Raw genomic sequence first — 22,357 nt, forward strand, 5'->3', positions numbered from 1 at the left:
GGGCATGTTCGCAATCGACTCCCTGCTCGTAAAAATCGCGCTGATCGGCGTGATCGGCATCGGCGCCCAATGGGTGGCGTGGCGGACCAACAAACCCGCGATCGCGTTGATGCTCGTCGCCGGCATATTGGCGGGGCCGGTGCTCGGGCTGATCGATCCGGTGCGCGATTTCGGCGCCCTGCGCGAACCGATGATCAAGCTCGCCGTCGCGGTGATCCTGTTCGAAGGCGGCCTGAGCCTCAAGTTCCGCGAACTGCGCCAGGCGGGAACCGCGGTCTTCATGCTCGTCTTCATCGGGGTGCCCGTCGGCTGGGCGCTCGGCACCGCGGCGGCCTATTATGGCGCGGGCCTGCCGTTCGAGCTCGCGGCGCTGTTCGGCGGGGTAATGGTGGTGACGGGGCCGACGGTGATCGCGCCGATGCTCCGCTCGCTCAACATCGCGCCGCGCGTCAAGAATATGCTCAAGTGGGAAGGTATTGTGAACGATCCGATCGGCGCGCTGCTCGCGGTCGGCATCTACAGCTACATCACCCACGGCGGTGCAGATGCGAATAGCGTGAGCATCGTCACCGACGTCGTCGCGGCGAGCGTGCTCGCGATCCTGATCGGTGGTGCGGCCGGTTTTCTGCTGACCTGGGCCTTTCCGCGCGGCTGGGTGCCCGAATATCTGAAGGCGCCGGTGCTGCTGACGACGGTGATCGCGGTCTTCGTGCTTTCGGACCTCATCATGCACGAAACTGGTCTGATCACCGTCACCGTCATGGGCGTCGTGATGGCGAACCGCGAAACCTATTCGACCCGCTCGCTGCAGCGCTTCAAGGAGGATCTGACCGTCGTTCTGGTGTCGGGCGTCTTCATAATCCTGTCGGCGACGCTCAACTGGGACGTGGTCAAGAATTTCCAGTTCCGATTCCTGATCTTCCTCCTTCTGCTGCTTTTCGTCGTGCGCCCGCTGACGATCATGACGGCGCTGCTGTTCACGCGTATCCCGCTGAAGGAGCGGCTGTTCGTCGCCTGGATCGCGCCGCGCGGGATCGTCGCGGTCGCGGTGACGGGCCTCTTCGCGCTGCGCCTCACCGACTATGGCGTGCCGGGGGCGGAGGCGCTGGTACCCTTGGGCTTCGGCGTCGTCATCGCGACGATCTTTGCGCATGGCTTTACCGCTGGAACCTTCGCGCGCTGGCTTGGCCTCGATCAGGGCAAGGGTGACGGCGTTCTGCTCGTCGGGGCGAACAGCTGGACGATTGCCTTCGCGCAGTTCGTCAAGGAACAGGATCGCGGCGCGATGATCGCCGACGCCAGCAAGTTCGCGCTACGCCGCGCGCGGCGCGCCGACATTCGCGTCTATCACGGCGACATATTGGACGAGGTGCACGAGGACGCGATCGACATGGGCCAGTATCAGCAGCTCATCGCTGCGACCGACAATGACAGCTATAACGCGCTGGTGTGCGGCGAGCTGGCGCCCGAGATCGGCCACGACCGCGTCAGCCGCGTGGCGGGCGAGGCGACCGGCGCGAGCCAGCGGCTCGGTCGCGTGTTCACCATCGGCGGCACCACAATCGACACGCAGCTCGACCGCCTGCACGCAGGATGGACCTTCGGCCGCACGCGAATCACCGAAAAATTCCCTTACGCCGACTTTGTCGCGCGGATGAAGGCGTCGGGGGGCGACAGCCTGATGGTGGTCAAGGCGTCGGGCGACCTCGCGATCTTTTCGACGCGCCACCGCCCGACGGTGGAGGCCGGCGATACGGTGTGGACCTTCGTTCCGCCCGACGACCCGAAGGCGCGCCGCGAGGCGAAGGAGGCGACCGCGGCAGCCTGACGGTCCGGCGTCAGCGCGCGCGCGCGGCCTGATGCGCGATGTCGGTCATCAGCTTGCGGAACAGCACCGCGCCCGCGGTGCCCGATGCTTTTAGCGCACGCTCGCATTCCAGCAGCCGCGTCATCAGCCGCGCGACGCGTACCGAATCCCAGATGTGGAGCTGCGCCGTCACCGCATCGCGCTCTTTCCAGAATACGCCGCTGCTTTTCGCCGCGACCACCGTCGCCGGGTGCGCGCCCGCATCGACCTCGGCGCGCAGCTTGGCGAGCTGCATCGCGCGGATCGCCAGCGCGCGGATGATGCGGATCTCGGCGACGCCGACCGCCGCCGCTTGCGCGAGCATGTCGGGCAGGTCGCGCAGCTTGCCGCCGAGCGCGACGTTGATGCACGCGCTGACATCCTCTTCGTGCGTCGCGGCGCCCAGCGCGGCGATGTCGGCGGGCGTGACCTGCCGCTGCCGGTCGGGACCGGCGTCGAGGTAGAGTGCGATCTTCTCAATCTCGCGACGCATCAGCGCCTGATCGCCCGAGACGAGATCGACGAGCAATTGCGCCTCGGCATTGGCAACCCGCAATCCTTGCGCCGTCGCGGCTTCCATCGCGATGCCTACGAGCGCACGGCGGTCGGGCTGATAACAGATGGCGGCGACGGCATTATCAGCGCCCTCGACAAGCTTGACGAGTTTCGATCGCGCGGTGACCGAGGCGCCGGTCGCGATCACTGGGTTGAGCACGCTGTCCGCGCCGAGCAGCGCCTCGACGGCGGCGAGGCAATCGTCGCCGCCGCCCGAAATCTCGAGCCGGATCACGCGCGCGGGCGAAAAGAGCGACATCGACGCCGCTTCGGCGGCAAGCAGCGCGCCGTCCTGTGCCATCTGGCCCGATGTCAGATCGACCCGCTCGGCCTCCTTGCCGGCCAGCGCGATAAGATGCGCGGCGACGCTTTCCATTGTCGCGTCGTCGGGGCCGGTCAGCAGGATGAAGCGGACCGCGGGATCGAGGCGGCTGAGGCGTTCGAGTTCGCCGGGCTTGACCGACTTCATGCCGGTCAGGGCGCCGGGGCGGACGGCGCCGGCTGGCCGCCGCCACGATCGGCGAAGACCGCAAGCCGCGCGACGATCTGGTCGGCGATTCCCGATGCGAGCCGTTCGAGCGTCGTCGATTCGGCGGCGATCGTCGAATATTCGCTGCCGACGACGTCGATCCCGCCGTCCTGCGCCGCGGTCGCGTCGAGTAGCACTTCGCCGCTTGCCGCATCGACGAGCTGATAGCGGGCGCGCAGCGTCCGCCGCTCGCGCGTCACGGCATCGTCGGAGCGGACGCCGAGGCCGGTGATCGAATCCTCGAGCCGCACGTCGAGCCGCAGCCGCTGGCCCGCACCATGTCCGCCTTGCGTCGCCTGCAACCGGTCGCGCAGCGCGTTGCGGACGAGCCAGCCATTATGCCCCTCGATCGGCGCGACATCGACGTCGGCCAGCACCTGCGCCACCGCGCCCTTGCTGCCGTTCGCATAGAGCGGCCGGAGCCCGCAGCCGCCAAGAAGCAGCGAAGCGGCGACGAGCGAAGAGGTGAGCAGGCGTTTCATGTCAGGGAACGATATTCACCAGACGGTCGGGAACGACAATCACCTTTTTGGGTGCGGCGCCGCCGAGCAGCTCGGCGATGCGCGGGCGGGCGAGCGCCGCGGTTTCGAGCGCGGCCTTGTCGGCGCCCTTCGCGGCGGTCATCGTGTCGCGCAGCTTGCCGGCGATCTGGATCGCGATCGTCACCTCATCATCGACGAGAAGCGCCGGGTCGGCGGCGGGCCAGGCGGCGTCGGCGATCATCGGGGTCGTCCGCTGCGCCGCGGGCAGCGCCGCCCAGGCCTCTTCGGCCAGATGCGGCATCATCGGCGCGACGAGCAGGATCAGCGTCCGGCACGCTTCGGCGCGGGTCGCCGAGGGCTTCGCCTTTTCGATATCGTTGGCGAGCGCGTGGATCTTGGCCACCGCCTTGTTGAAGCCGAGCGATTCGATGTCGACGGCAACGCCGGCGATTGCCTGGTGCAGCTTGCGCGCCAGCACCTTGTCTTCGCCGCCGTCGCCGACATTGTCGGTGTCGCCGAACAGGCGCCACAAGCGCTGGACGAAACGCCACGCACCCTCGATCCCCGCCTCGCTCCACGGCAGATCGCGCTCGGGCGGGCTGTCGGAGAGCATGAACCAGCGCGCGGCGTCGGCGCCATATTGGTCGAGGATGGCGTCGGGATCGACGACATTCTTCTTCGACTTCGACATCTTGATGACCCGGCCGACCTCGACCGGTGCGCCATCGGCCTCGAGCGTGGCGCCGTCGGCGGTGCGCATCACTTCGTCGGGGGTGAAGAAGAGGGGAGGGAGGCCCTCGCCCTGCGCACGGCTGTAGGTTTCGTGCGTCACCATCCCCTGCGTGAACAGGCTGGCGAAGGGCTCCTTGATGTCGATCATCCCCAGCTTGTTGAGCGCGCGCGTCCAGAAGCGCGCGTAGAGCAGGTGAAGGATCGCATGCTCGATGCCGCCGATATATTGGTCGACGGGCAGCCAGCGACGGATGACATCGGGATCGAACGGCCGGTCGGCCGGTGCCGAGGCGAAGCGCAGGAAATACCACGACGAATCGACGAAGGTATCGAGCGTATCGGTCTCGCGCACCGCTTCGCCGCCGCATGTCGGGCAGGCGACATGCTTCCACGTCGGATGGCGGTCGAGCGGATTGCCGGGGACCGAGAAATCGGCATCGTCGGGCAGTACGACGGGCAATTGGTCCTTCGGCACCGGCACGAGGCCACAGGCCGGGCAATGGATGAAGGGGATCGGCGTCCCCCAGTAACGCTGGCGCGAGACGCCCCAGTCGCGCAGGCGCCAGACGGTAGTGCCCTTGCCCCAGCCTTCATGCTCGGCGCGCGCGATGATCGCGGCCTTCGCTTCGTCGATGCTCATCCCGTCGAGGAAGTGGCTGTTCACGAGGCGGCCGGGGCCGGTATAGGCTTCGTCGCCGCGGAAGGTCTGGCCGGTTTCGTCGCCGTCCGCAATCACGCGGTGTACGGGCAGATCATATTTGCGCGCGAAGTCGAGGTCGCGCTGATCGTGCGCGGGACAACCGAAGATCGCGCCGGTACCGTAATCCATCAGCACATAATTCACGACCCAGATCGGCAGATGCCAGTCGGGGTCGAGCGGATGTTGCACCGACAGGCCGGTGTCGAAGCCCATCTTCTCCGCGGTTTCGAGCTGTTCGGCCGACGTCCCCTGACGGCGACACTCCTCGATGAACGCGGCAAGGCGCGGCGCATCCTTGGCCAGCGACTCGGCCAGCGGATGGTCGGGCGAAATCGCTGCAAAGCTGGCCCCGTACAGCGTGTCGGGCCGCGTCGTGAAGACGTCGAAGCCTGGCGCGCCGCCCGCGAGCTTGAAGCTGAATTCCAGGCCCTGCGACTTGCCGATCCAGTTTTCCTGCATCAGCCGCACCTTGTCGGGCCAATGGTCGAGGCCCTTGAGGCCATCGAGCAGTTCGTCTGCGAAGTCGGTGATCTTCAGGAACCACTGCGACAATTTCTTCTTTTCGACCAGCGCGCCCGAACGCCAGCCGCGCCCGTCGATGACCTGCTCGTTGGCGAGCACGGTCATGTCGACGGGGTCCCAGTTGACGTAGCTTTCCTTACGCGTGACCAGCCCGTGCGCGAACAGGTCGAGGAACAGCGCCTGTTCCTGCCCGTAATAATCGGGCTCGCATGTCGCGAGTTCGCGGCTCCAGTCGATCGCAAGGCCGAGGCGCTTCAATTGCGCGCGCATCGCGATGATATTGTCGCGCGTCCAGCCGCCGGGGTGGACGCCCTTTTCCATCGCGGCATTTTCGGCCGGCATGCCAAAGGCGTCCCAGCCCATCGGATGCAGCACGTCATGCCCGGTCATCCGCTTGAAGCGCGCCAGCACGTCGCCCATCGCATAGTTGCGGACATGCCCCATGTGGATGCGCCCCGAGGGATAGGGGAACATCTCGAGGATATAGGCCTTTGGCTTATTCGAACTGTCGGTCGTCGCAAAGCTGTTCGCGGCGTCCCATGCCGCCTGCCAGCGGGCGTCGGCGGCGAGGGCGCCAAAGCGCGTTTCGCGGGTCATTTGTTCGGCTACCCCGTTTGTCAAAATACCATCGATCAAAATAGCGTGCCCCCACCCTTCGACTGCCCGCAGGACGGGCGCTCAGGATAAACTTCAGCCAAAGGCTGGAGGCGGGGGCCCATCACCTGCCGTTCAAATCCGGAACAACCGGAGATGGATCCCCGCCTTCGCGGGGAAACACCGAAATCCGAAACTCAGCCCTCGATCGCGCTGCGGCGCAGGTCGCGAGCGCGGGTGAGGATGATTTCTTCCAGCTTCTGCACCGTCGCAGCCTGAACCGGCGCGTCGACCCAGGTGCCGTTCTGGGCGACCTGACGCAGCGCGGCGACGCGCAGCGCATCGGCGCGCAGGTCGCGGTCGAGGATCGACACGGTCACCTTCATGCGCTCGTTCGGATTGCCGGGGTTGGCATACCAGTCGGTGATGATGACCCCGCCCGAGCTGTCGGCCTGCAGCAGCGGCATGAACGACAGGGCGTCGAGCGACGCGCGCCACAGATAGGAATTGACGCCGATCGTCGTCACCTGGCTCGCCGCCAGGTCGGCGCGCGGCCGGTCCTTCCCGCCGCAGGCCGACAGGCCGAGCGCCGCGACCCCGATCAGGGCGAGCGCGGCCGGACGACGACCGAGCGAGGCAAGAAGGGTAAGCTTGGACATGCCGTAACACCTTATTCTGGGCGCGCGGGCAGCAAATGGCGGGCGCGCATGCGGAAATTTGCAAGCGTCTCTATCGCCCTTGCCGCCGTCCGGCAAGCGCGCCATTTCCGGTGTTTCGACCGTTCATCCCCGGCTCATCTCTGCCCGCCACTGTGCTGTTCGCGCAACATGTTCGGCGAAAAGCCGGCGACGCGCGATCAATCGGTCGGGAATCACTGGAATTGTCGCCCCCGTCGTCCTATCTCAGGATTCGATTGGGGTTGGAGTCGCAGAGCAATGGCGCGGAATTCGCGACATTTTTGGAAAGCAGGCCTGTTCGCGGTAGCAGCGGTTACCGTTGCGCTTCCGCCTGCGCTCGCGTCGATGACACGCGCCGACCGGATTCGCGACACCCAGCTTTCGAATTCGGTGCTTGGCCAATTCACCCCGGCGTCGGGCGACCCGCGCCTGATCGCCCGCTATATCAAAATCTCGGAAGAGGCGCGCCGCGGCTTCAGCTTCACGCCCGCGTTGCCCGATGACGGACATAAGAATCGCGCGATCACCGTCGTGATTCGCGCCCGCGACGATTCGTCGAGCGCACGCACAGCCGCGCTTGCCGCCGGCCGCACCAAATCGCCGATCTCGATCGCCCCTGTGACCTATAATCTGGGCGCGTCGGTCGGGTTCGAAAAATTCGTGACCCCGGCGCTGCCCAGCGGCACTGACCTGCGCAACCTGCCGGTCGCGCGCGCGCCCGAACAGGCCGACAACAAGAAATCGCGCTTCGCGACCAAGATGGTCAGCCGTCCGACCGATCCGGCCGGCGCAACCGACCGCATCACCGCGCCGGGCGAAGAGCAGACCGTCGATGTCGTCAGCAGCTATCGCCTGACCAAGAACCTCGATGTGACCGCGGGCGTCCGTTACAAGGCCGACGACCGCTTCCAGCCGCTGACCGACGCGCGCCGCGACAGTCAGGCGGTCTATGTCGGAACCGCCTTCCGCTTCTAAGAGCTGTACCGATCGTCGGGCCAGGCCGCCCATAGACGATCATGCCCCCAGCGTCGGCTACTAACGCGCCCGACCGCGCCGCGCTTTGCGCGTCGCTGCCTTTTTCTCCCATGCGTCGATGGCGGCCCAGCCGGGCCGGACGCCGCTTGCGGCGCTGGCGCGGATCAGCGCGCGGGCGCGCGCCGGGGTCATCCCGCCCAGCGCGATCGCTTGGCCGCCGGCCGCGCGTGCGAGCCGCAGCCACGCCTCGCGGCTTAGCGGCGCGGCATCGATGTGCGACCGCGTCGGGTGAAGCGGCGAGACGAGTGCGGCGTCGGCGCCCGCCCGCCGGGCGCGGTGCGCCTCGCGATGGTCATGGACCGGCATGGTGACGATCAGGCCGTTCGCGCGCGCCTGCGCCGCCCGGCGCGCGGCATGCTGCCGCAGATGGACGCCATCGGCCCCCAAGCGCCGCGCCTCGGCGGGCAATCCCGCGATCAGCAGCGTCAGCCCGCGCGCTTTTGCGATACGCGCGAGGCGGCGCGCGAGGCGCCAGCGCGCGCCTTGCGGCAGCGCGTCGTGCCGCAGGACGATGCCGCTTCCCGGCGGCAACAGCGCGGCGAGCGCCACCGTCCCGGCCGCGCTGCGTGCGTCGCTCATCAGCCAGCATGCGGGCAGGGGGTGGCGTCGGACCATCGCCCTTCCTATAGGCGCGTCGCGGGCGCACGCAACGCGCCCTTCGAGGATGACGATATGAGCAATGCGGCAAGCCGGCTGGCCGAGGTAGGGACGAACATTGCAGAGGCGGCGCGCCGCGCCGGGCGCAAGGCGGGCGACGTCTGCCTGATCGCGGTGACGAAAACGCATGATGCCGATGCGATCCGCCCGCTGATCGCCGCCGGCCAGCGCCATTTCGGCGAGAATCGCGTGCAGGAGGCGGCGGCCAAATGGCCCGCGCTGCGCGGGGAAACTCCCGATCTGACGCTGCACCTGATCGGTCAGCTCCAGTCGAACAAGGCCGAAGAGGCGGTCGCGCTGTTCGACGCCATTCACTCGGTCGATCGCAGTTCGCTCGTCCAGGCGCTCGCCAAGGCGTGCGACAAGCTCGGCAAGCGGCCGCAGCTTTTCGTTCAGGTCAATATCGGCGACGAGGACCAGAAGGGCGGCTGCGCCGTCGCCGATCTCGCAGCGCTGCTCGCCGAGGCAAAGGCGGCGGGGCTGGCGATCGACGGCCTGATGGCGATCCCGCCCGCCGATGTGGACCCGGCGCCCTATTTCGCGCTGCTCGACGAACTGGCCGAGCGCCACGGCCTGCCGCTACGCTCGATGGGAATGAGCGGCGATTATGAAAAAGCGGTCATGCTCGGCGCGACCCACGTCCGCGTCGGCACCGCCCTGTTCGGCGAGCGCGACTAGGGCCTAAACCCGCAGGAGCCTGCGGCCCGCCTTACAAATTGCGGCCCATCGCAGCTAGTAACGCGCTCCAATGTTCGCCGAGGCGGCGCTGGAACGGCATCAGGTCGAATCCGTGGCGCGCGGCATGGCTTTGCGGGATATGGTCCCAGCCGCGATGCTCGACGGTGACGCGCGTTTCGGGGCCGACGGCGTCGAAGCGCACCTCGACTTCGGTGGTCTGGTCGGCGGCAAAGCCGGGAACGCGCCAGCCGAAGGCAAGCCGCTTGCCCGGCTCCCACGCACGGATGCGGCCGATCTCCCATTCGCGGCCGTCGGCGAAGCGCGTCACCAGCCGCCCGCCGGGCCCCGCGGGGTCGAAGCGCGGCACGCCGTCGTCTCCGCGCGCCAGCTCGAACAGCGGATGGCTTTGCCACCAGCTGCCGATGTCGCGGGTGAACACCTCGAAGGCGCGCGCCGGGGTGGCCGCGACGCGCAGGGCGACGATCACCGCCGCACCGCTCATGGCGAGCGGCTCATGGCGCGCCGCGCTCGACATGCGCCTTGAAGGCGGCGAGCTGCTCGCTCCACAGGCTTTCGGTTTCGGCGAGCCAGCCCTTGAGCGCGTCGGTCGCGCCGTCCTTCAGGCGATAGATGCGGACGCGGGCGTCGAAGGGCAGATAATGATCCTCGACCAGCCCGCCATCCTTCAGCGCCTTGAGGTGCCGGCTCATCGCGGGCGGCGCGAGGCCCAGCGTGTCGGCCAGCTCGCCGGCGCTATAGGGGCGCCGACCGAGCAGTTCGACCGCGCGCCGCCGCCGCGGGTCGGCGAGCGCCGCAAACACGGCATCGACCGCGGCCGCGCTCAATCGTCGAGCCGCGTCTGGGTGGTGAAGCCGCCCTCGGCGTCCCATTCGGCGGCGGTCTTGGCCGCGACCGTGACGCCGAAGGTCCAGATATGTCCCTCGGGATCCTTGGCGCGATAGGTGCGGTCGCCATAAAATTGCGTCTCGGGCTCGGCGATGATCGCGGCGCCCGCCGCGCGCGCGGCTGCGCAATGTGCGTCGATATCCTCGCCGGGGGCGAGCTGGACATGGACGCTCTGGGTGTTCTTGCCGCCGATCGACTGCGGGCTCTTGTGATCGTCCGACCATTCATTGCCGATCATCACCATCGAGGCGCCATAGCCCATTTCGCTGTGCGCGAGTTTGCCGTCGGCATCGAGCAGCACGAACAGCGGTTCGAACCCGAATGCCTCTTCCAGCCAGCGGAACGCCGCCTTGCTGTCGCGATAGCTGATCGCGCTCGATAGCCCCTTGGGGCGGTGCGCTTCGGTCATGTCTCTCTCCTTGTGACTCATTATTTCCAGAATGGCGAATATTTATCAAAAAACGAAACTAAGTGCAATTCCGTCTGAAGTCGCTAGGAAAATGGCATGCCCGATCTCGCCCGCTGCGTCGCCGAAGCCTATCAGACTGCGCTGCCGCACCGCGGCCAGGGCAAGGTCGCCGACTATATCCCCGCCCTCGCCGGGGCCGATCCCGACCGCTTCGGCTTTGCCCTCGCGCTCCCTGACGGAACGGTCCACACCGCGGGCGACGCCGACGAGGCTTTTTCGATCCAGTCGGTGTCGAAGGTGTTCACGCTCGCCCTTGCGCTGCGCCGGGTCGGCAGCTCGCTATGGGACAGCGTCGGCCGCGAGCCGTCGGGCAGTGCCTTCAACTCGATCGTCCAGCTCGAAAGCGAGCAGGGAGTGCCGCGCAATCCCTTCATCAACGCCGGGGCGATCGCGACCACCGACCGGCTGATCGACGGTCGCTCGGCCGACGAGGCGGTCGATGAGATCGTCGCCTTCATGCGGGCCAGAGCGGGCGACGCAAGTGTGGTGATCGACACCGGCGTTGCGGGATCGGAAAATGACACGGGCGCGCGCAACCGCAGCCTTTCCTATTTCATGGACGCCTTCGGGACGCTGCGCCATCCGGTGGAGACGGTGCTGTCGGTCTATTTCCGCCAATGCGCGCTGTCGATGAGCTGCCGCCAGCTGGCGCAGGCCGGCCTGTTCCTGGCCTTCGAGGGCCGCGACCCGCGCACCGGCGAACAGCTTCTCGACCCGCACCGCGCGCGGCGCATCAACGCGATCATGATGCTGTGCGGCCATTATGACAATTCGGGCGAATTCGCCTTTCGCGTTGGCCTGCCCGGCAAGAGCGGGGTGGGCGGGGGCATCCTGTGCATCGCACCGGGGCAGGGATCGATCGCGGTCTGGTCGCCGGGCCTCAACGAAGCCGGAACATCGCTCGTCGGCGCGCTCGCGCTCGAACATTTCGCCTATGCGGCGGGTTGGTCGGTGTTCGATTAATCCTGGTCGGCGACGAGCGTCAGGCTGACCTTGGCGGTGCCGCTGCGGTGCATGCCGATTTCCTTTGCCGCGGCCTGCGAAATATCGATGACGCGGCGGCCACCGAAGGGGCCGCGGTCGTTGACGCGGACGATCACGCTCTGGCCGTTGGACAGGTTGGTAACGCGGACCTTGCTGCCGAAGGCGAGCGTGGGGTGCGCTGCGGTCATCTGATCGGGGTCGAAGCGCTCGCCGCTCGCGGTGCGATTGCCCGCTAGTTCGCGGCCGTAATAGCTTGCCGTGCCGTTGCCGATTTCGGTTTCGCCGCCGCCGAACTGATCCTGCGCCACCGCCGGCATCGCCAGCATCAACGCCAAACTCATCGCCATCACGCGCCGCATGCGCAGCCTCCCCCGTTTCAGGTGGAGCGCTCAAAGCAGCGGCGCGGGCGGCTTGCAAGCTGCCCGCGCCGTGCCGGTTTGATTCTGCGCCTAGTGGTTTGGTGCCTCAGACGTCCAGATTAGCAACCGACAGCGCGTTGGTCTGGATGAAATCGCGCCGCGGCTCGACCTCGTCGCCCATCAGCCGCTCGAAGATTTCATGCGCGACATCGGCCTGTTCGGCCTCGACGCGCAGCAGCGAGCGGTTGGCGGGATCGAGTGTGGTTTCCCACAATTGCTCGGCATTCATCTCGCCCAGTCCCTTGTACCGGCTGATCGACAGGCCGCGGCGGCTGTGCGTGAAGATGGCATCGAGCAATTCGGACGGGCGCGTCACCGGCGCGGCCTTGGCGGCGCTCGCGGCGGTCGGTGCCTCGCCATCCTCGCCCTCGGCATCGCTGTCGGACTCGACGACCGCAGCGGCGCTGGCTTTCACCAGCCGTCCGGGGCCACCATAGGTTTCGGCCTGTTCGGCGGCGAGTTTGTGAAGGCGGCGCGCCTCCTGGCTCGCGAGGAAACCGGCGTCGATCGCGTGATGATCGCTCACCCCGCGCCAGCGGCGTTCGAGCGTATAGCCGCCCCCTTCGACCGCCTCGACGGTCCACACCGCTTCGGCGCCGCCGGTCAGCGCGCGCTCGGCGGCATTGAGCCAGCTCGCGGCAGTTGCCGCAGCGCTGTGGCGTCCTGCCGTATCGAGCGCGGGATCGAGGGCGCCGACCAGCGCCAGTGCCTCGACCAGCCCATGATCGAGCGTGCGGGGGACGTAACGCATCAGCGCGCGGAGCCGTCGGCCATGCTCGATCAGGCCGCGCAGATCGTTACCCGACCGTGCGCCGCCAGACGTCTCGAGCATCAGCGCGTCGATCCCGGCATCGACGAGGTAATTTTCAAGCGCGGTGTCATCCTTCAGATACACCTCGCTGCGCCCCTTTGCGACTTTGTAGAGCGGCGGCTGGGCGATGTAGAGATGGCCGTTCTCGATGATCTCGGGCATCTGGCGGTAGAAGAAGGTGAGCAGCAGCGTGCGGATATGCGCGCCGTCGACGTCGGCGTCGGTCATGATCACGATCTTGTGATAGCGCAGCTTTTCGATGTTGAATTCGTCGCGGATCCCGGTGCCGAGCGCCTGAATCAGCGTGCCGACTTCCTTCGACGAAATGATGCGGTCGAAGCGCGCCCGCTCGACGTTCAAGATCTTGCCCTTCAGCGGCAGAATGGCCTGCACATGCCGGTCGCGGCCCTGCTTGGCGCTGCCGCCTGCCGAATCCCCTTCGACGAGGAAGAGTTCGCACTTGCTGGGGTCGCGTTCCTGACAGTCGGCAAGCTTGCCGGGCAGGCTCGCGATATCCATCGCGCCCTTGCGCCGGGTCAATTCGCGCGCCTTCTTCGCGGCCTCGCGCGCCGCGGCGGCGTCGATCACCTTCTGGATCACCGCTTTGGCGTAGGCGGGATTTTCCTCGAGCCATTCGGTCATCCGGTCGGCCATCAGGCTTTCGAGCGGCTGGCGCACTTCCGACGAGACAAGCTTGTCCTTGGTCTGCGAGGAAAATTTCGGATCGGGCAGCTTGACCGAGACGATCGCGGTCAAGCCTTCGCGCATATCCTCGCCGGTCAGGCTGACCTTTTCCTTCTTCAGCAGGCCCGATTTTTCGCCATAACCGTTGAGCGTGCGCGTCAGCGCCGCGCGGAAAGCGGCGAGGTGGGTGCCGCCGTCGCGCTGCGGGATATTGTTCGTGAAGCAGAGGACATTTTCATAATAGCTGTCGTTCCACTCGAGCGCGACGTCGATGCCGATGCCGTCGCGCTCGCTGCTGATCGCGATCGGATCGGGCAGCAGCGGATTCTTGTTGCGGTCGAGATATTTGACGAAGGCCGCAATCCCGCCCTCGTAGAACAGGTCGTGGACGACATGTTCGGCATGGCGGGCATCGACCAGCTTGATCCTTACGCCGGAATTGAGAAAGGCGAGCTCGCGATAGCGATGTTCCAGCTTTTCGAAATCGAACTCGGTGACATTCTTGAAGGTATCTGTCGATGCCATGAAGGTGACACGGGTGCCCTTCTTGCCCGCAGGCGCCGGCCCGTTGACCTTGAGCGGCGCAACCGAATCGCCATGCTCGAAGCGCATCCAATGCTCCTCGCCATCGCGCCAGATCGTCAGTTCGAGCCATTCGCTGAGCGCATTGACGACCGATACGCCGACGCCGTGCAGACCGCCCGACACCTTATAGGCATTGTCGTCGCTCGTGTTCTCGAACTTACCGCCCGCGTGAAGCTGGGTCATGATGACCTCGGCCGCCGAAATGCCTTCCTCGGCATGGATGCCGGTCGGGATGCCGCGTCCATTGTCCTCGACGCTGACCGATCCGTCGCTGTTGAGCGTGATGAGTACCAGATCGCAGTGGCCGGCGAGTGCCTCGTCGATCGCATTGTCGCTGACTTCGAACACCATGTGATGCAGACCCGACCCGTCGTCGGTGTCGCCGATATACATGCCAGGCCGCTTGCGCACCGCGTCGAGGCCTTTCAGCACCTTGATCGAATCGGCGCCGTAGCTGTTCTGATTGGGCTGCTTGGGGGCGCTTTCGCTCGCGCCGCTCGCGGGGGTGTCTGTCATGCCGATTATATAGGGTCGGCGGCCGCAAAACCCAAGCAAAAATGCGCCGCTCGGCACGCTGCCGACGGGCGTTGCGCACGGCGGCGGCGGCGGCTAGTTTCGAAGGATGAAAAGCCCTCTGAACCTCCGTTCGATCCTTGCCGCCCTCGCGCTTGCCGCGCTGCCGCTCGCCGGCTGCTCGCAGCCCGCACCGCCCGCTGACAATGCCCCTGCGGTCGCCGGCCCGCCGCTCGCGACGCGCGCGGTCATGACCGGCACCGAAGGCCCGACGCTTCCCGCCTGCTCCAGCATCAGCCGCGTCAAGGACGGCGGCACCGACGTCTATTGGGCGCCGGGCGAAACGCGCGCCGTGAAGGCCAGGCTGCCCGGCGCGATGAAGGTGTCGGTGTGCGAGGCAACCGATGACGACGCTTGGTTCGGCATCGTCTTCGCGGCCCCCGGCACCGACGAGGATATGTGCGGCGTCGGCCGTTCGATCAGCAGCGCGCGCGAATATCAGGGACCGTGCCGCTGGGGCTGGATCCGCGGCGGAACGGTGCGGCTCGGCGCCTAGCGCGGCTGCCTAACGGCAATCCTCGATCACGCGGCCGATTTCGGACTGGACGGGCAGCGTCAGCGCCCGGCCGTTCGCGGCTTCGAGCGCAAAGCGGCCGCGACTGAAGGCGATGCGGTCGAGCCGGATATCGCGGCTCGGTACGATCGCCGTACCGCCGTCGAAGCGCACCTGGTCGGTGGCCGCGCTGGTGCGCAGTGCGACGGTGCCGTCGAGCGCGGCGGTCAGCCGGATAGCGCCGCCGCTGCACGCCATGGTCAACAGCGGCGCCGCGCCGGCGGTCGGTGCGAAGATCGCGCTGCGGCTGCCGGCATCATAGCGCCAAGCGCCGCGATCGAGCGCGCGGTCGTCCCACCCTTGCGTCGGCGCGGGGGCCGGCGGCGGCGGTGTTGCGGCGGGCGGTTGCGGCGCGGGGGCGGGCGGTGGTGCCGCCGCTTTCGGAATCGCGGCGCAGCCGGCGAGCAGCAGCCCCGTCGCCGTCACAGCCGTCAGTTCCGCCGTCTTGCCGCGCAAAACCATCCTCAAAACCCCTGCCAATCGATCACCTCATCCAGTTCGGCGCGCGGAACCGGCCATTGATTCACCGGTGCCGCCGCATCGGCATGACCGATCGCCAGCCCGGTGAACAAGATCTGGTCGTCGCCCAGTTCCAGTTCGTGCCGGATCGTCGCGCCGTACATCGCCCAGCATTCCTGCGGACAGCTTGCAAGGCCATGTTCGACGAGCAACAGCATCACCGACTGGAGCCACATGCCCATGTCGGCCCATTGCGGCGGTCCCATGATGCGTGAACAATGAAGGAAAAGCATCACCGGTGCGCCGAAACCCCGGTAATTCTCCATGAACCGAGCGAGCCGGCCCGGTTTGTCCTCGCGCGGGATGCCGAGCGAGGCGTAGAGTGCCTCGCCGACGCCGAAGCGCCGGCTTTCCCACGGGTCGGTCAGTCCGCGCGGGTAGATGTCATATTCGGGTTGCTGGCCGTCGCGCCCCATCGCGATCCGCGCCGCCACCGCCGCCTTCACGCGCTCCCAGCGCTCACCGGTAACGACCGTCACCTGCCACGGCTGCAGATTGCCGCCCGATGGTGCGCGCTGCGCGTCGGCAAAAATCCGTGCCAGTACCGCCCGGTCGATCGGGCGGTCCGAAAAGGCGCGCACCGAACGGCGGCGGTGCAACGCTTCGGCAACGGACAGGGCATCATTCGCTGGCATATTTATCCTCTCGGCGTTTCCCGAATAGCAAGCCGCGTTCGAGCCGGGCCTTGAGCTGCCGATAATAGCTCGTCAGGAACACGTCATCCTCTTCGGCGACGGGGCGGCCGATTTTGCCGCGGATCGTGTCGGCGACATCGCGCATCGCGCGCGGATCGGCGCCGCGCAGCACGCGCTCCAGTTCCTGCAATTCATAGATGCCATAGACGGCGAGTTCGGCGTCGGTAAAGCGGATCGCGTCGACCCCGCCGCCATCGGCGGTGATGTCGCGGTCAAGCTTCGCGCGCTTCGCCATCACGACCCAGGTTCCGGCGATCAGGTCGCCCATCCGCATCCGGTCGCGGTTGAAAAGCAGGAACAGGCTGAGCGTCAGCGACCAGGCGACCCCAGCGAGCGCGGTCCAGCCCGATACCATATCCTCGGCCGCGCCGACGCCCATCATGGTGAGGGGGAGGAAGAGCTCAAGCTCGCGGATCAGGTTGCGCGCGACCACTGCATCGGCGGTGAGCCGGCCGCCGTCGCGCGCAACGACGCGAATGCCCATCAGCCGCTTGCCGGGCGTCGCCGCACGCGTGCCAAGTTCGAAGCCGATGAACCAGAAGGTCCGCAGAACAAAGGCGCCGAGCAGCCAGACCGTCACTGCGATCGACGAATTGGACGCCAGCCCGGCCCAGAGGATCAGCAGAGTGAACAAAATGAGCGTCAGGACGATAAGGATCAGGTCGATCAGCAGCGCGCCGAGCCGGAGCGCCGCGCTTGCGATGCGCAATTGCAGATCGACTCCTTCGGGCGTCACGAATTCGCGCAGCTTCTTTTCCTGCGCCGCGCGCATCCGCAGATTACCCGCCGCGCTCAAGCGACATTCTCGCGGCGCGGGATGTAGAAATAGGCGAGCCAGAAGGCAAGCATCAGCGATCCGATCGCATAGCGCATCACGGTATCGGTGATGAGCTGGCGCCCGAACCCTTCGAGCAGGCCGGCGGCGAGCAGCATCAGGATGACGCCGACCATCACCTTGCCCGCGGTGCGGCCTGCCTCGGCGGCGGCCTGGAGGCGCGAGCGGGCGCCGGGAAAGACGACCGCGCTGCCGATCCGCAGCCCCGCCGCTCCGGACAGGGCTGCGGCGAACAATTCGGTCGTGCCGTGGATGAACAGCCAGCCGCCGAAATCGACGCCCAGCCCCTTGGCGGAAAAAACCGCGAGCATAGCGCCCAGCCCGATCCCCTGATAAAATTCCAGCATCATCGTCGGCACACCGAAGGCAAAGCCGAGCGCAAAGGACATGATCGAAACGCGGCTGTTGTGGGTAAACAGGAAGGTCGCAAAGACGTGCAGCGCGCCCTCATCCTCGCCCCCCGCCTTGCCGTGACCCAGCGTCGAGCGCAGAAACTCCACTGTCGCGCGCGGGTCGCGCCCGCCGGCCATCTCGTCGGGGACGAAATTATAATACCATTCGGGATTATGCGCGACGAGCGACCAGCTTGTCAGCGCCCCGAGCGTGATGATCAGCGCGATGATCAACGTTTCCTTCCACACCGCGCGGACCGCCGCCGGCCAGTCGTAAAGGAAGAAGCGGCGCAGGCGGCTGAGCCGCGTTTCGCGGACGCCGTAAATCAGGAAATAGCCGCGCATCGCCAACCCTTCGAGGTGGTCGAGCAGGGCCTTGTCGAGCATCGTCGCGCGCGCGATCGATAACGACGACAGCGTCGCGCGATAGAGGATCGGGAGCTGCAGCAGTTCGTCGCTCGACAGCGCCTTGGCGCCGCGCGTCTCGAGACGGCCGAGCAGCGTGTCGAAGGCGATCCAGTCGGCCTCGCGCTCAGCGCGAAAACGACTGGTCGAGAAGCCGGGGGCGTCGCTCGCGCGCGCGGTTTCCATCACAGGCTCCCCTGCCGCTTGATGCCCAGATAGGCTTCGACGACATGTGCGCCCATCGCATCGGCGGGGACTTCGATGACGTCGGCGCCCAGCCGCTGGAGCCGCGCGATAACCAGCTGACGATCGCGCAGCATCGCCGCGGCGACATTGGCGCGCGTGACGTCCGATCCGCTTTCGGGACGGCGGCGTTCCTCGTCCTCCAATTCCTCGTCCTTGATGACGACGAACAGCAGTCGGTGCTTCTTGACCAGCCGGCCCGCCGCACGGATCATCAGGTCGGCGCTCGTCGCATCGGTGAATTCAGTGAACAGGATAATCAGCGACCGGCGGTTGAGTTCGGCGCCGAGAGTCGACAGCGCGAGGGTGAAATTGCTCTCGACCGGCGCATAATCGATGCGGCTCGCCGCGCGTTGCAGCGCCGGAAAATCCTGCGTGTGCACATAGGCGGGGGTCATGCCGATCGGCTTGGCGGCAAAGGAAAAGAGGCTGATCCGGTCGCCGAGCTTCAGCCCTGCATAGGCCAGCAGCAGCGCCGCGGATACCGCGCGATCGACGCGCGGCATCGCGCCGACGGGCTCGGCCATCGTGCGACCGGCGTCGATCGCCAGCACGACGCGGTTGTCGCGCTCGACCCGATATTCCTTGGCAAGCAGCTTGACGTGCCGCGCCGATGCATTCCAGTCGATCGCGCGCCGATCCATGCCCGGCTGATATTCGGCCAGCGCCTCATATTCATGGCCTTCGCCGCGCAGCTTCTGCTGGCGGAGCCCGAACCAGCTGTTGCGCTGGAACAGGCGGCGGCCTTCGTCAGTAACCAGGCGCATGTTGGGCACGACGCTGATCGCGCGGTCGATCGCGAAGCGACGCTGTTTCCAGACCAGGCCGAACGGTCCTGCCCAGCGCACCCAAAGCGCATCGACCGCCGCCTGTCCGCGTCGCGAGGCGGTGAGCGCTAGCCGATGGGCGAGCGCGGCATCTTCGCCTTCGCCCACCGTTTCGAAAGCCGCCGCGATGCGGCCACCGGGTGCCAGTCGGTCGTCGAGCGACAGCGCGAACTCGGCGCGGCGCGGAAGGGCTGGCGCGCGCGCCGCAAGCATCATTTCGAACGGCTCGCCGACCCCGATCTGCAGCGGGAACCGGGCGTCGAGCGCGAGCCTGCGCGGCGCCGCGCCGGTCAGCGTATCGAGGAGCAGCCCCAGGGCGACGAGCGCGATCCAGCCGAGCGCGAAGAGCCAAAGGTCCGGGCGCAGCAGGCCGAGCGCCAGCGCCACGGGGGCGCCGAGCAGCAGCAGATAGATCGCGCGCCGCGTCGGGTAGATCACCGCGGCACGTCCACCCGGTCGAGCAGCGCAGCGACGACCTGTTCGACGCCGCGCCCCTCGATCTCCGCCGCGGCCGACAGGATCACGCGGTGGCGCAATACGCCGCCGGCGAGCCGCTGCACGTCGTCGGGGATCACATAGTCGCGGCCGTCGAGCGCGGCGGCTGCGCAGGCGGCGCGGGCAAGCAGGCTCGCCGCGCGCGGACTCGCGCCGCATTCGAGGTCGGCGCTTTCGCGGGTCGCGCGCACCAGCCGGACGATATAGTCGACGATCTCGTCGGCCAGGCGGACGGTCGCGATCGTGTCGATCGCGGTACCGATCGTCGCGGCGTCGGCAACCTGCCCAACGCCGAAATCGGAGACCACGGGGCTTTTGAAGCGCCCGCCATGTTCGGCCACGATGCGCCGCTCCTCGTCGGCGTCGGGATAATCGACGACCAGCTTGAACAGGAAGCGGTCGAGCTGCGCCTCGGGCAGCGGATAGACGCCCTGCTGCTCGATCGGATTTTGCGTCGCCAGTACGGTGAAGCGCGGGCTCATCGGGTGCGGCTCGCCGTTGATCGTCACGCGCCGTTCCTGCATCGCCTCGAGCAGCGCCGCCTGCGTCTTGGGCGGGGTGCGGTTGATCTCGTCGGCAAGCAGCAACTCGGTGAAGATCGGACCCTTGGTCAGGGTGAAGCTCGACGTCTGGAAGTTGAACAGGTTCGATCCCAATATGTCGCCGGGCATCAGGTCGGGGGTGAACTGGATGCGCCCGAAATCGAGCCCGACGGCGCGGGCGAAAGCCTGCGCGAGCAGCGTCTTGGCGGTTCCGGGCGGGCCTTCGAGCAGAACATGGCCACCAGCAAGCAACGCGATCGTGACCATGCGGGTCAGATCCTGCTGCCCGAACACGACCTTGGCGACTTCGCCCTCGATCGCGGCGCCGAGCGCCTGGACGCCCTCGATAGTGTCAGCCGTCACGCAATAATTCCTTCCTGATGTCGTGCAGCGCCTGCGCGTCTGCCAGAAATTCATGGGTGTTGCGCGCCAGCGGGAGACGGCGCGCGAGAGTGGCGAAAGAGGCGCTATCCGCCTTCAGATGGCGATCGATCCACGCGTCGGTTTCCTCGGCGCTCAGACCGCCGGGGGCGTGCAACCGGCGTGCGATCGCGCCGCGCTGGCTGCGCACATAGGCATCGGCACCATCGAGTTCGCGGCGCGCCTGCCGGATCAGATCGGCGCTGTTGGCGATCAGCGCCTGTTTGGAAATCGGAATCGCGCGCGCCGGACGCAGCGCGGGGCCGAAGCGCGCCCACGCCTGCCACAGCGCGAGCAGGCCGGCGGCGATCAGGCACAACGCGATCCCGATGAAGGGCGGCACGAAGGCGAAGCGCAGCAGCGACCGACCGCCGCCGAAGCCGTTGAGCGTCAGGTCGAAGGCGAGCCCTGCCGCTTCCGCATCCTCGCCGACCGCGTCGATCAGCATGGCCGCGGCATGCGCCTTGTCGCGCGACGCAAAGGCTAGATTGTTGAGGAGGTCGGGCTCGGCGAGAACATAGAATTCGCGGTTGGTCGTCCGCGCCAGCACCGCGCCGCCGTTCGCGCCGGGGATCAGCGTCTCGAGACCGGCGCCGCTGACCGTCTGGGCACCGGCCGGCAGCGGCACGGCAAAGCGACGCCGCGCCACATCGGCGGTGACGCTCTGCGCCTTCGCCTGCGGCATCGCGATCTCGACCGTCCCGAAATAGTTTTGCGGCAACAGGCGGCTGGGCGCGGGCAGCGGCACGCCGAAGCCGACCCAGCCGGGTTTATGGCCCTCGCCGGTGCCGGGCATCGTCCGCCACTTGGGCAGGACGAGCAGAACCGGACCATTGCCCTGTCTTGCCAGCAAATCAGCTACATCTTCGGCATTTGTGTTGGCTGCGGGGGTCAGGACGAGCAACGGCTTGTCGTCCTCATAGGTTGCCGTCTCGACGCTGCGGCGCAGCTCGACATCGGCGCGGGCGCGTTCGGCGAGGTCGACGATGCCAGCAAAGCCCGGCGCCGCCTTCGACAGCGCGTGACCGCCGCCGTCATTGCCGCTCGACAGCTGCGGGCCAAGCGCAACCAGCGCCCACAGCGCGATGAAGGCGACGACACCCACGGCGACCACCGCCGCAATCAGTCGCGGGTCGAAGGGATTGTCGTGATCGCTTCGCCCCGTCATGCCCGCGCCCAATTCTTCGGTACCGTCAGCTCCGAATAGGCGCCGCGGCACGCGTCCCACGCCGCCGCGTCGATCGAGCGGCCGCCGAACAGGCTGATTTCGACCGAGCGCGCGATGCGGCTGAAAGCCTTGCGAGCGACCCCCGGCAAATCCTGCGCCTCCGCCAGCTCGCGCGACGTCATCGCCGGCCGCACCAGCCCCGGCCGCCGCGCGCTGATATCCTCGACGCTGCGATAGAGCAGCAGATGAACCGCCTCGGCAAAGCGCCCCTCGGCGGCGAGCGCGTCGGCTTCGGCCAGCAGCGCGCGCGCCGCACCCGCTTCGACCGCGCCCGCCTCCTCCGCCTCGGCGCCCGCTCCGGTCTTGCGCAGGAAGGGTAACGCGTTGACCCAGCGCGCAAAGGCGGGGACCGTGAAATAGAGGATAAGCAGGACGAGCAAGATTGCGCCGCCCCACAGCATCGGCTTCAGCGCCGGCGCGCTCCATTCGAAGAAGCGGCCGATCGCTTCGAACAGCGATTTCAGCCAGTCGGGAACCTCGGGCGGCGGCGGCGGCGCGGGAAAGGCCGTCTGGATATCGCCGCGGGCAACCGTCTGACCATAAGCCGGATCGACGAGTTCAGGATCGAGCAGCCAGCCCTGATCGGGTGCGGCGGCGGCGGCCGACGCCTGGGCGATCCAGATCGACATCATATTGAAATTGTGGCCTCGCCCCGCTGCACCATCGCGCTGCGGTGGTAGCGCGAGGCGCAACACCGACGCAAGAGGATGCTTGCGCGCCCGCAGCCCGCGTTCTAGCTGCGCGAGGCGGCGGCAAATGGTTGCA

At 67.3% G+C, this 22,357-nt stretch carries 23 protein-coding genes; 5 read left to right on the plus strand and 18 right to left on the minus strand.

Features of this window, described 5'->3' with window-relative positions:
* Nucleotides 1–4 precede the first annotated feature (4 nt).
* Complete coding sequence (locus L0963_RS00440) at nt 5–1,828, plus strand: cation:proton antiporter (RefSeq protein ID WP_062901588.1); 1,824 nt, start codon at nt 5–7, stop codon at nt 1,826–1,828.
* Between the two features lie 10 nt (nt 1,829–1,838).
* Here L0963_RS00440 and holA read toward each other — a convergent pair whose 3' ends face one another.
* The 4 genes from holA to L0963_RS00460 form a co-directional block, all read right to left on the minus strand.
* Complete coding sequence (gene holA, locus L0963_RS00445; RefSeq protein WP_186401797.1) at nt 1,839–2,870, minus strand: DNA polymerase III subunit delta; 1,032 nt, start codon at nt 2,868–2,870, stop codon at nt 1,839–1,841.
* A 5-nt stretch (nt 2,871–2,875) separates the two neighbouring features.
* A complete protein-coding gene (lptE, locus tag L0963_RS00450; RefSeq protein WP_003041627.1) occupies nt 2,876–3,412 on the minus strand; it encodes an LPS assembly lipoprotein LptE in 537 nt (178 codons plus the stop codon).
* Nucleotide 3,413: 1 nt separating this feature from the next.
* A complete protein-coding gene (leuS, locus tag L0963_RS00455; protein WP_234178444.1) occupies nt 3,414–5,963 on the minus strand; it encodes a leucine--tRNA ligase in 2,550 nt (849 codons plus the stop codon).
* A 194-nt stretch (nt 5,964–6,157) separates the two neighbouring features.
* A complete protein-coding gene (locus tag L0963_RS00460) occupies nt 6,158–6,619 on the minus strand; it encodes a DUF3576 domain-containing protein (protein ID WP_058812276.1) in 462 nt (153 codons plus the stop codon).
* A 363-nt stretch (nt 6,620–6,982) separates the two neighbouring features.
* On the opposite strand from L0963_RS00460, the gene L0963_RS00465 reads away from it, so the two are divergent.
* Complete coding sequence (locus L0963_RS00465; RefSeq protein ID WP_231292868.1) at nt 6,983–7,612, plus strand: hypothetical protein; 630 nt, start codon at nt 6,983–6,985, stop codon at nt 7,610–7,612.
* Between the two features lie 60 nt (nt 7,613–7,672).
* On the opposite strand, the gene L0963_RS00470 is transcribed toward L0963_RS00465, so the two are convergent.
* On the minus strand, nt 7,673–8,251 hold the full coding sequence (locus tag L0963_RS00470; RefSeq protein WP_234178446.1) for a thiamine phosphate synthase: 579 nt from the start codon (nt 8,249–8,251) through the stop codon (nt 7,673–7,675).
* 93 nt (nt 8,252–8,344) lie between these two features.
* Here L0963_RS00470 and L0963_RS00475 point away from each other — a divergent pair, with 93 nt between their 5' ends.
* Nucleotides 8,345–9,007, plus strand: a complete 663-nt coding sequence (locus L0963_RS00475; RefSeq protein ID WP_234178448.1) for a YggS family pyridoxal phosphate-dependent enzyme — start codon at nt 8,345–8,347, stop codon at nt 9,005–9,007.
* Between the two features lie 31 nt (nt 9,008–9,038).
* Here the strand turns inward: L0963_RS00475 and L0963_RS00480 are convergent, their stop codons facing one another.
* Genes L0963_RS00480 through L0963_RS00490 form a run of 3 tightly spaced genes read right to left on the minus strand, consistent with a single transcriptional unit; the run spans nt 9,039 to nt 10,322 of the window.
* Complete coding sequence (locus L0963_RS00480; protein ID WP_234178450.1) at nt 9,039–9,542, minus strand: SRPBCC domain-containing protein; 504 nt, start codon at nt 9,540–9,542, stop codon at nt 9,039–9,041.
* Entirely contained in the window at nt 9,520–9,852 is a 333-nt protein-coding gene (locus L0963_RS00485; protein ID WP_234178452.1) for an ArsR/SmtB family transcription factor, read from the minus strand. Before L0963_RS00485 ends, L0963_RS00480 begins: the two co-directional genes overlap by 23 nt.
* Nucleotides 9,849–10,322, minus strand: coding sequence for a VOC family protein (locus tag L0963_RS00490; RefSeq protein ID WP_234178453.1), 474 nt, complete (start codon nt 10,320–10,322; stop codon nt 9,849–9,851). Before L0963_RS00490 ends, L0963_RS00485 begins: the two co-directional genes overlap by 4 nt.
* A 96-nt stretch (nt 10,323–10,418) precedes the next feature.
* Between L0963_RS00490 and L0963_RS00495 the strand changes: the two genes are divergently transcribed.
* Nucleotides 10,419–11,345 (plus strand): glutaminase, encoded by a 927-nt coding sequence (locus tag L0963_RS00495; RefSeq protein ID WP_234178454.1) that lies wholly within the window; start codon nt 10,419–10,421, stop codon nt 11,343–11,345.
* On the opposite strand, the gene L0963_RS00500 is transcribed toward L0963_RS00495, so the two are convergent.
* Both L0963_RS00500 and gyrB read right to left on the minus strand, forming a co-directional pair.
* Entirely contained in the window at nt 11,342–11,725 is a 384-nt protein-coding gene (locus L0963_RS00500; protein ID WP_062901597.1) for a septal ring lytic transglycosylase RlpA family protein, read from the minus strand. The genes L0963_RS00495 and L0963_RS00500 overlap by 4 nt on opposite strands.
* A gap of 106 nt (nt 11,726–11,831) precedes the next feature.
* Nucleotides 11,832–14,381 (minus strand): DNA topoisomerase (ATP-hydrolyzing) subunit B, encoded by a 2,550-nt coding sequence (gene gyrB / locus L0963_RS00505; RefSeq protein WP_234178455.1) that lies wholly within the window; start codon nt 14,379–14,381, stop codon nt 11,832–11,834.
* A gap of 106 nt (nt 14,382–14,487) precedes the next feature.
* Between gyrB and L0963_RS00510 the strand changes: the two genes are divergently transcribed.
* Nucleotides 14,488–14,934: a hypothetical protein gene (locus tag L0963_RS00510; protein ID WP_186402790.1), complete on the plus strand. Its 447-nt coding sequence runs from the start codon at nt 14,488–14,490 to the stop codon at nt 14,932–14,934.
* A 9-nt stretch (nt 14,935–14,943) separates the two neighbouring features.
* On the opposite strand, the gene L0963_RS00515 is transcribed toward L0963_RS00510, so the two are convergent.
* Genes L0963_RS00515 through L0963_RS00550 form a run of 8 tightly spaced genes read right to left on the minus strand, consistent with a single transcriptional unit; the run spans nt 14,944 to nt 22,221 of the window.
* Entirely contained in the window at nt 14,944–15,453 is a 510-nt protein-coding gene (locus L0963_RS00515) for a hypothetical protein (RefSeq protein ID WP_234178456.1), read from the minus strand.
* A 2-nt stretch (nt 15,454–15,455) separates the two neighbouring features.
* Nucleotides 15,456–16,145 carry a nitroreductase gene (locus L0963_RS00520; RefSeq protein WP_186402792.1) on the minus strand — a complete coding sequence of 230 codons (690 nt, stop codon included), beginning with the start codon at nt 16,143–16,145 and terminating at the stop codon, nt 15,456–15,458.
* Nucleotides 16,132–17,001 carry an RDD family protein gene (locus L0963_RS00525; protein WP_186402793.1) on the minus strand — a complete coding sequence of 290 codons (870 nt, stop codon included), beginning with the start codon at nt 16,999–17,001 and terminating at the stop codon, nt 16,132–16,134. Before L0963_RS00525 ends, L0963_RS00520 begins: the two co-directional genes overlap by 14 nt.
* Complete coding sequence (locus L0963_RS00530) at nt 16,998–18,023, minus strand: stage II sporulation protein M (RefSeq protein ID WP_234178457.1); 1,026 nt, start codon at nt 18,021–18,023, stop codon at nt 16,998–17,000. The genes L0963_RS00525 and L0963_RS00530 overlap by 4 nt, the downstream gene beginning before the upstream one ends.
* On the minus strand, nt 18,023–19,345 hold the full coding sequence (locus L0963_RS00535) for a DUF58 domain-containing protein (RefSeq protein ID WP_234178458.1): 1,323 nt from the start codon (nt 19,343–19,345) through the stop codon (nt 18,023–18,025). The genes L0963_RS00530 and L0963_RS00535 overlap by 1 nt, the downstream gene beginning before the upstream one ends.
* On the minus strand, nt 19,342–20,307 hold the full coding sequence (locus tag L0963_RS00540) for an AAA family ATPase (protein ID WP_062901604.1): 966 nt from the start codon (nt 20,305–20,307) through the stop codon (nt 19,342–19,344). The genes L0963_RS00535 and L0963_RS00540 overlap by 4 nt, the downstream gene beginning before the upstream one ends.
* A complete protein-coding gene (locus tag L0963_RS00545; RefSeq protein WP_234178459.1) occupies nt 20,297–21,532 on the minus strand; it encodes a DUF4350 domain-containing protein in 1,236 nt (411 codons plus the stop codon). The genes L0963_RS00540 and L0963_RS00545 overlap by 11 nt, the downstream gene beginning before the upstream one ends.
* Complete coding sequence (locus L0963_RS00550; RefSeq protein WP_234178460.1) at nt 21,529–22,221, minus strand: DUF4129 domain-containing protein; 693 nt, start codon at nt 22,219–22,221, stop codon at nt 21,529–21,531. Before L0963_RS00550 ends, L0963_RS00545 begins: the two co-directional genes overlap by 4 nt.
* Between the last annotated feature and the right edge of the window lie 136 nt (nt 22,222–22,357).

This window comes from Sphingopyxis sp. NFH-91 (assembly GCF_021401285.1).
Lineage (GTDB): Bacteria > Pseudomonadota > Alphaproteobacteria > Sphingomonadales > Sphingomonadaceae > Sphingopyxis > Sphingopyxis terrae_A.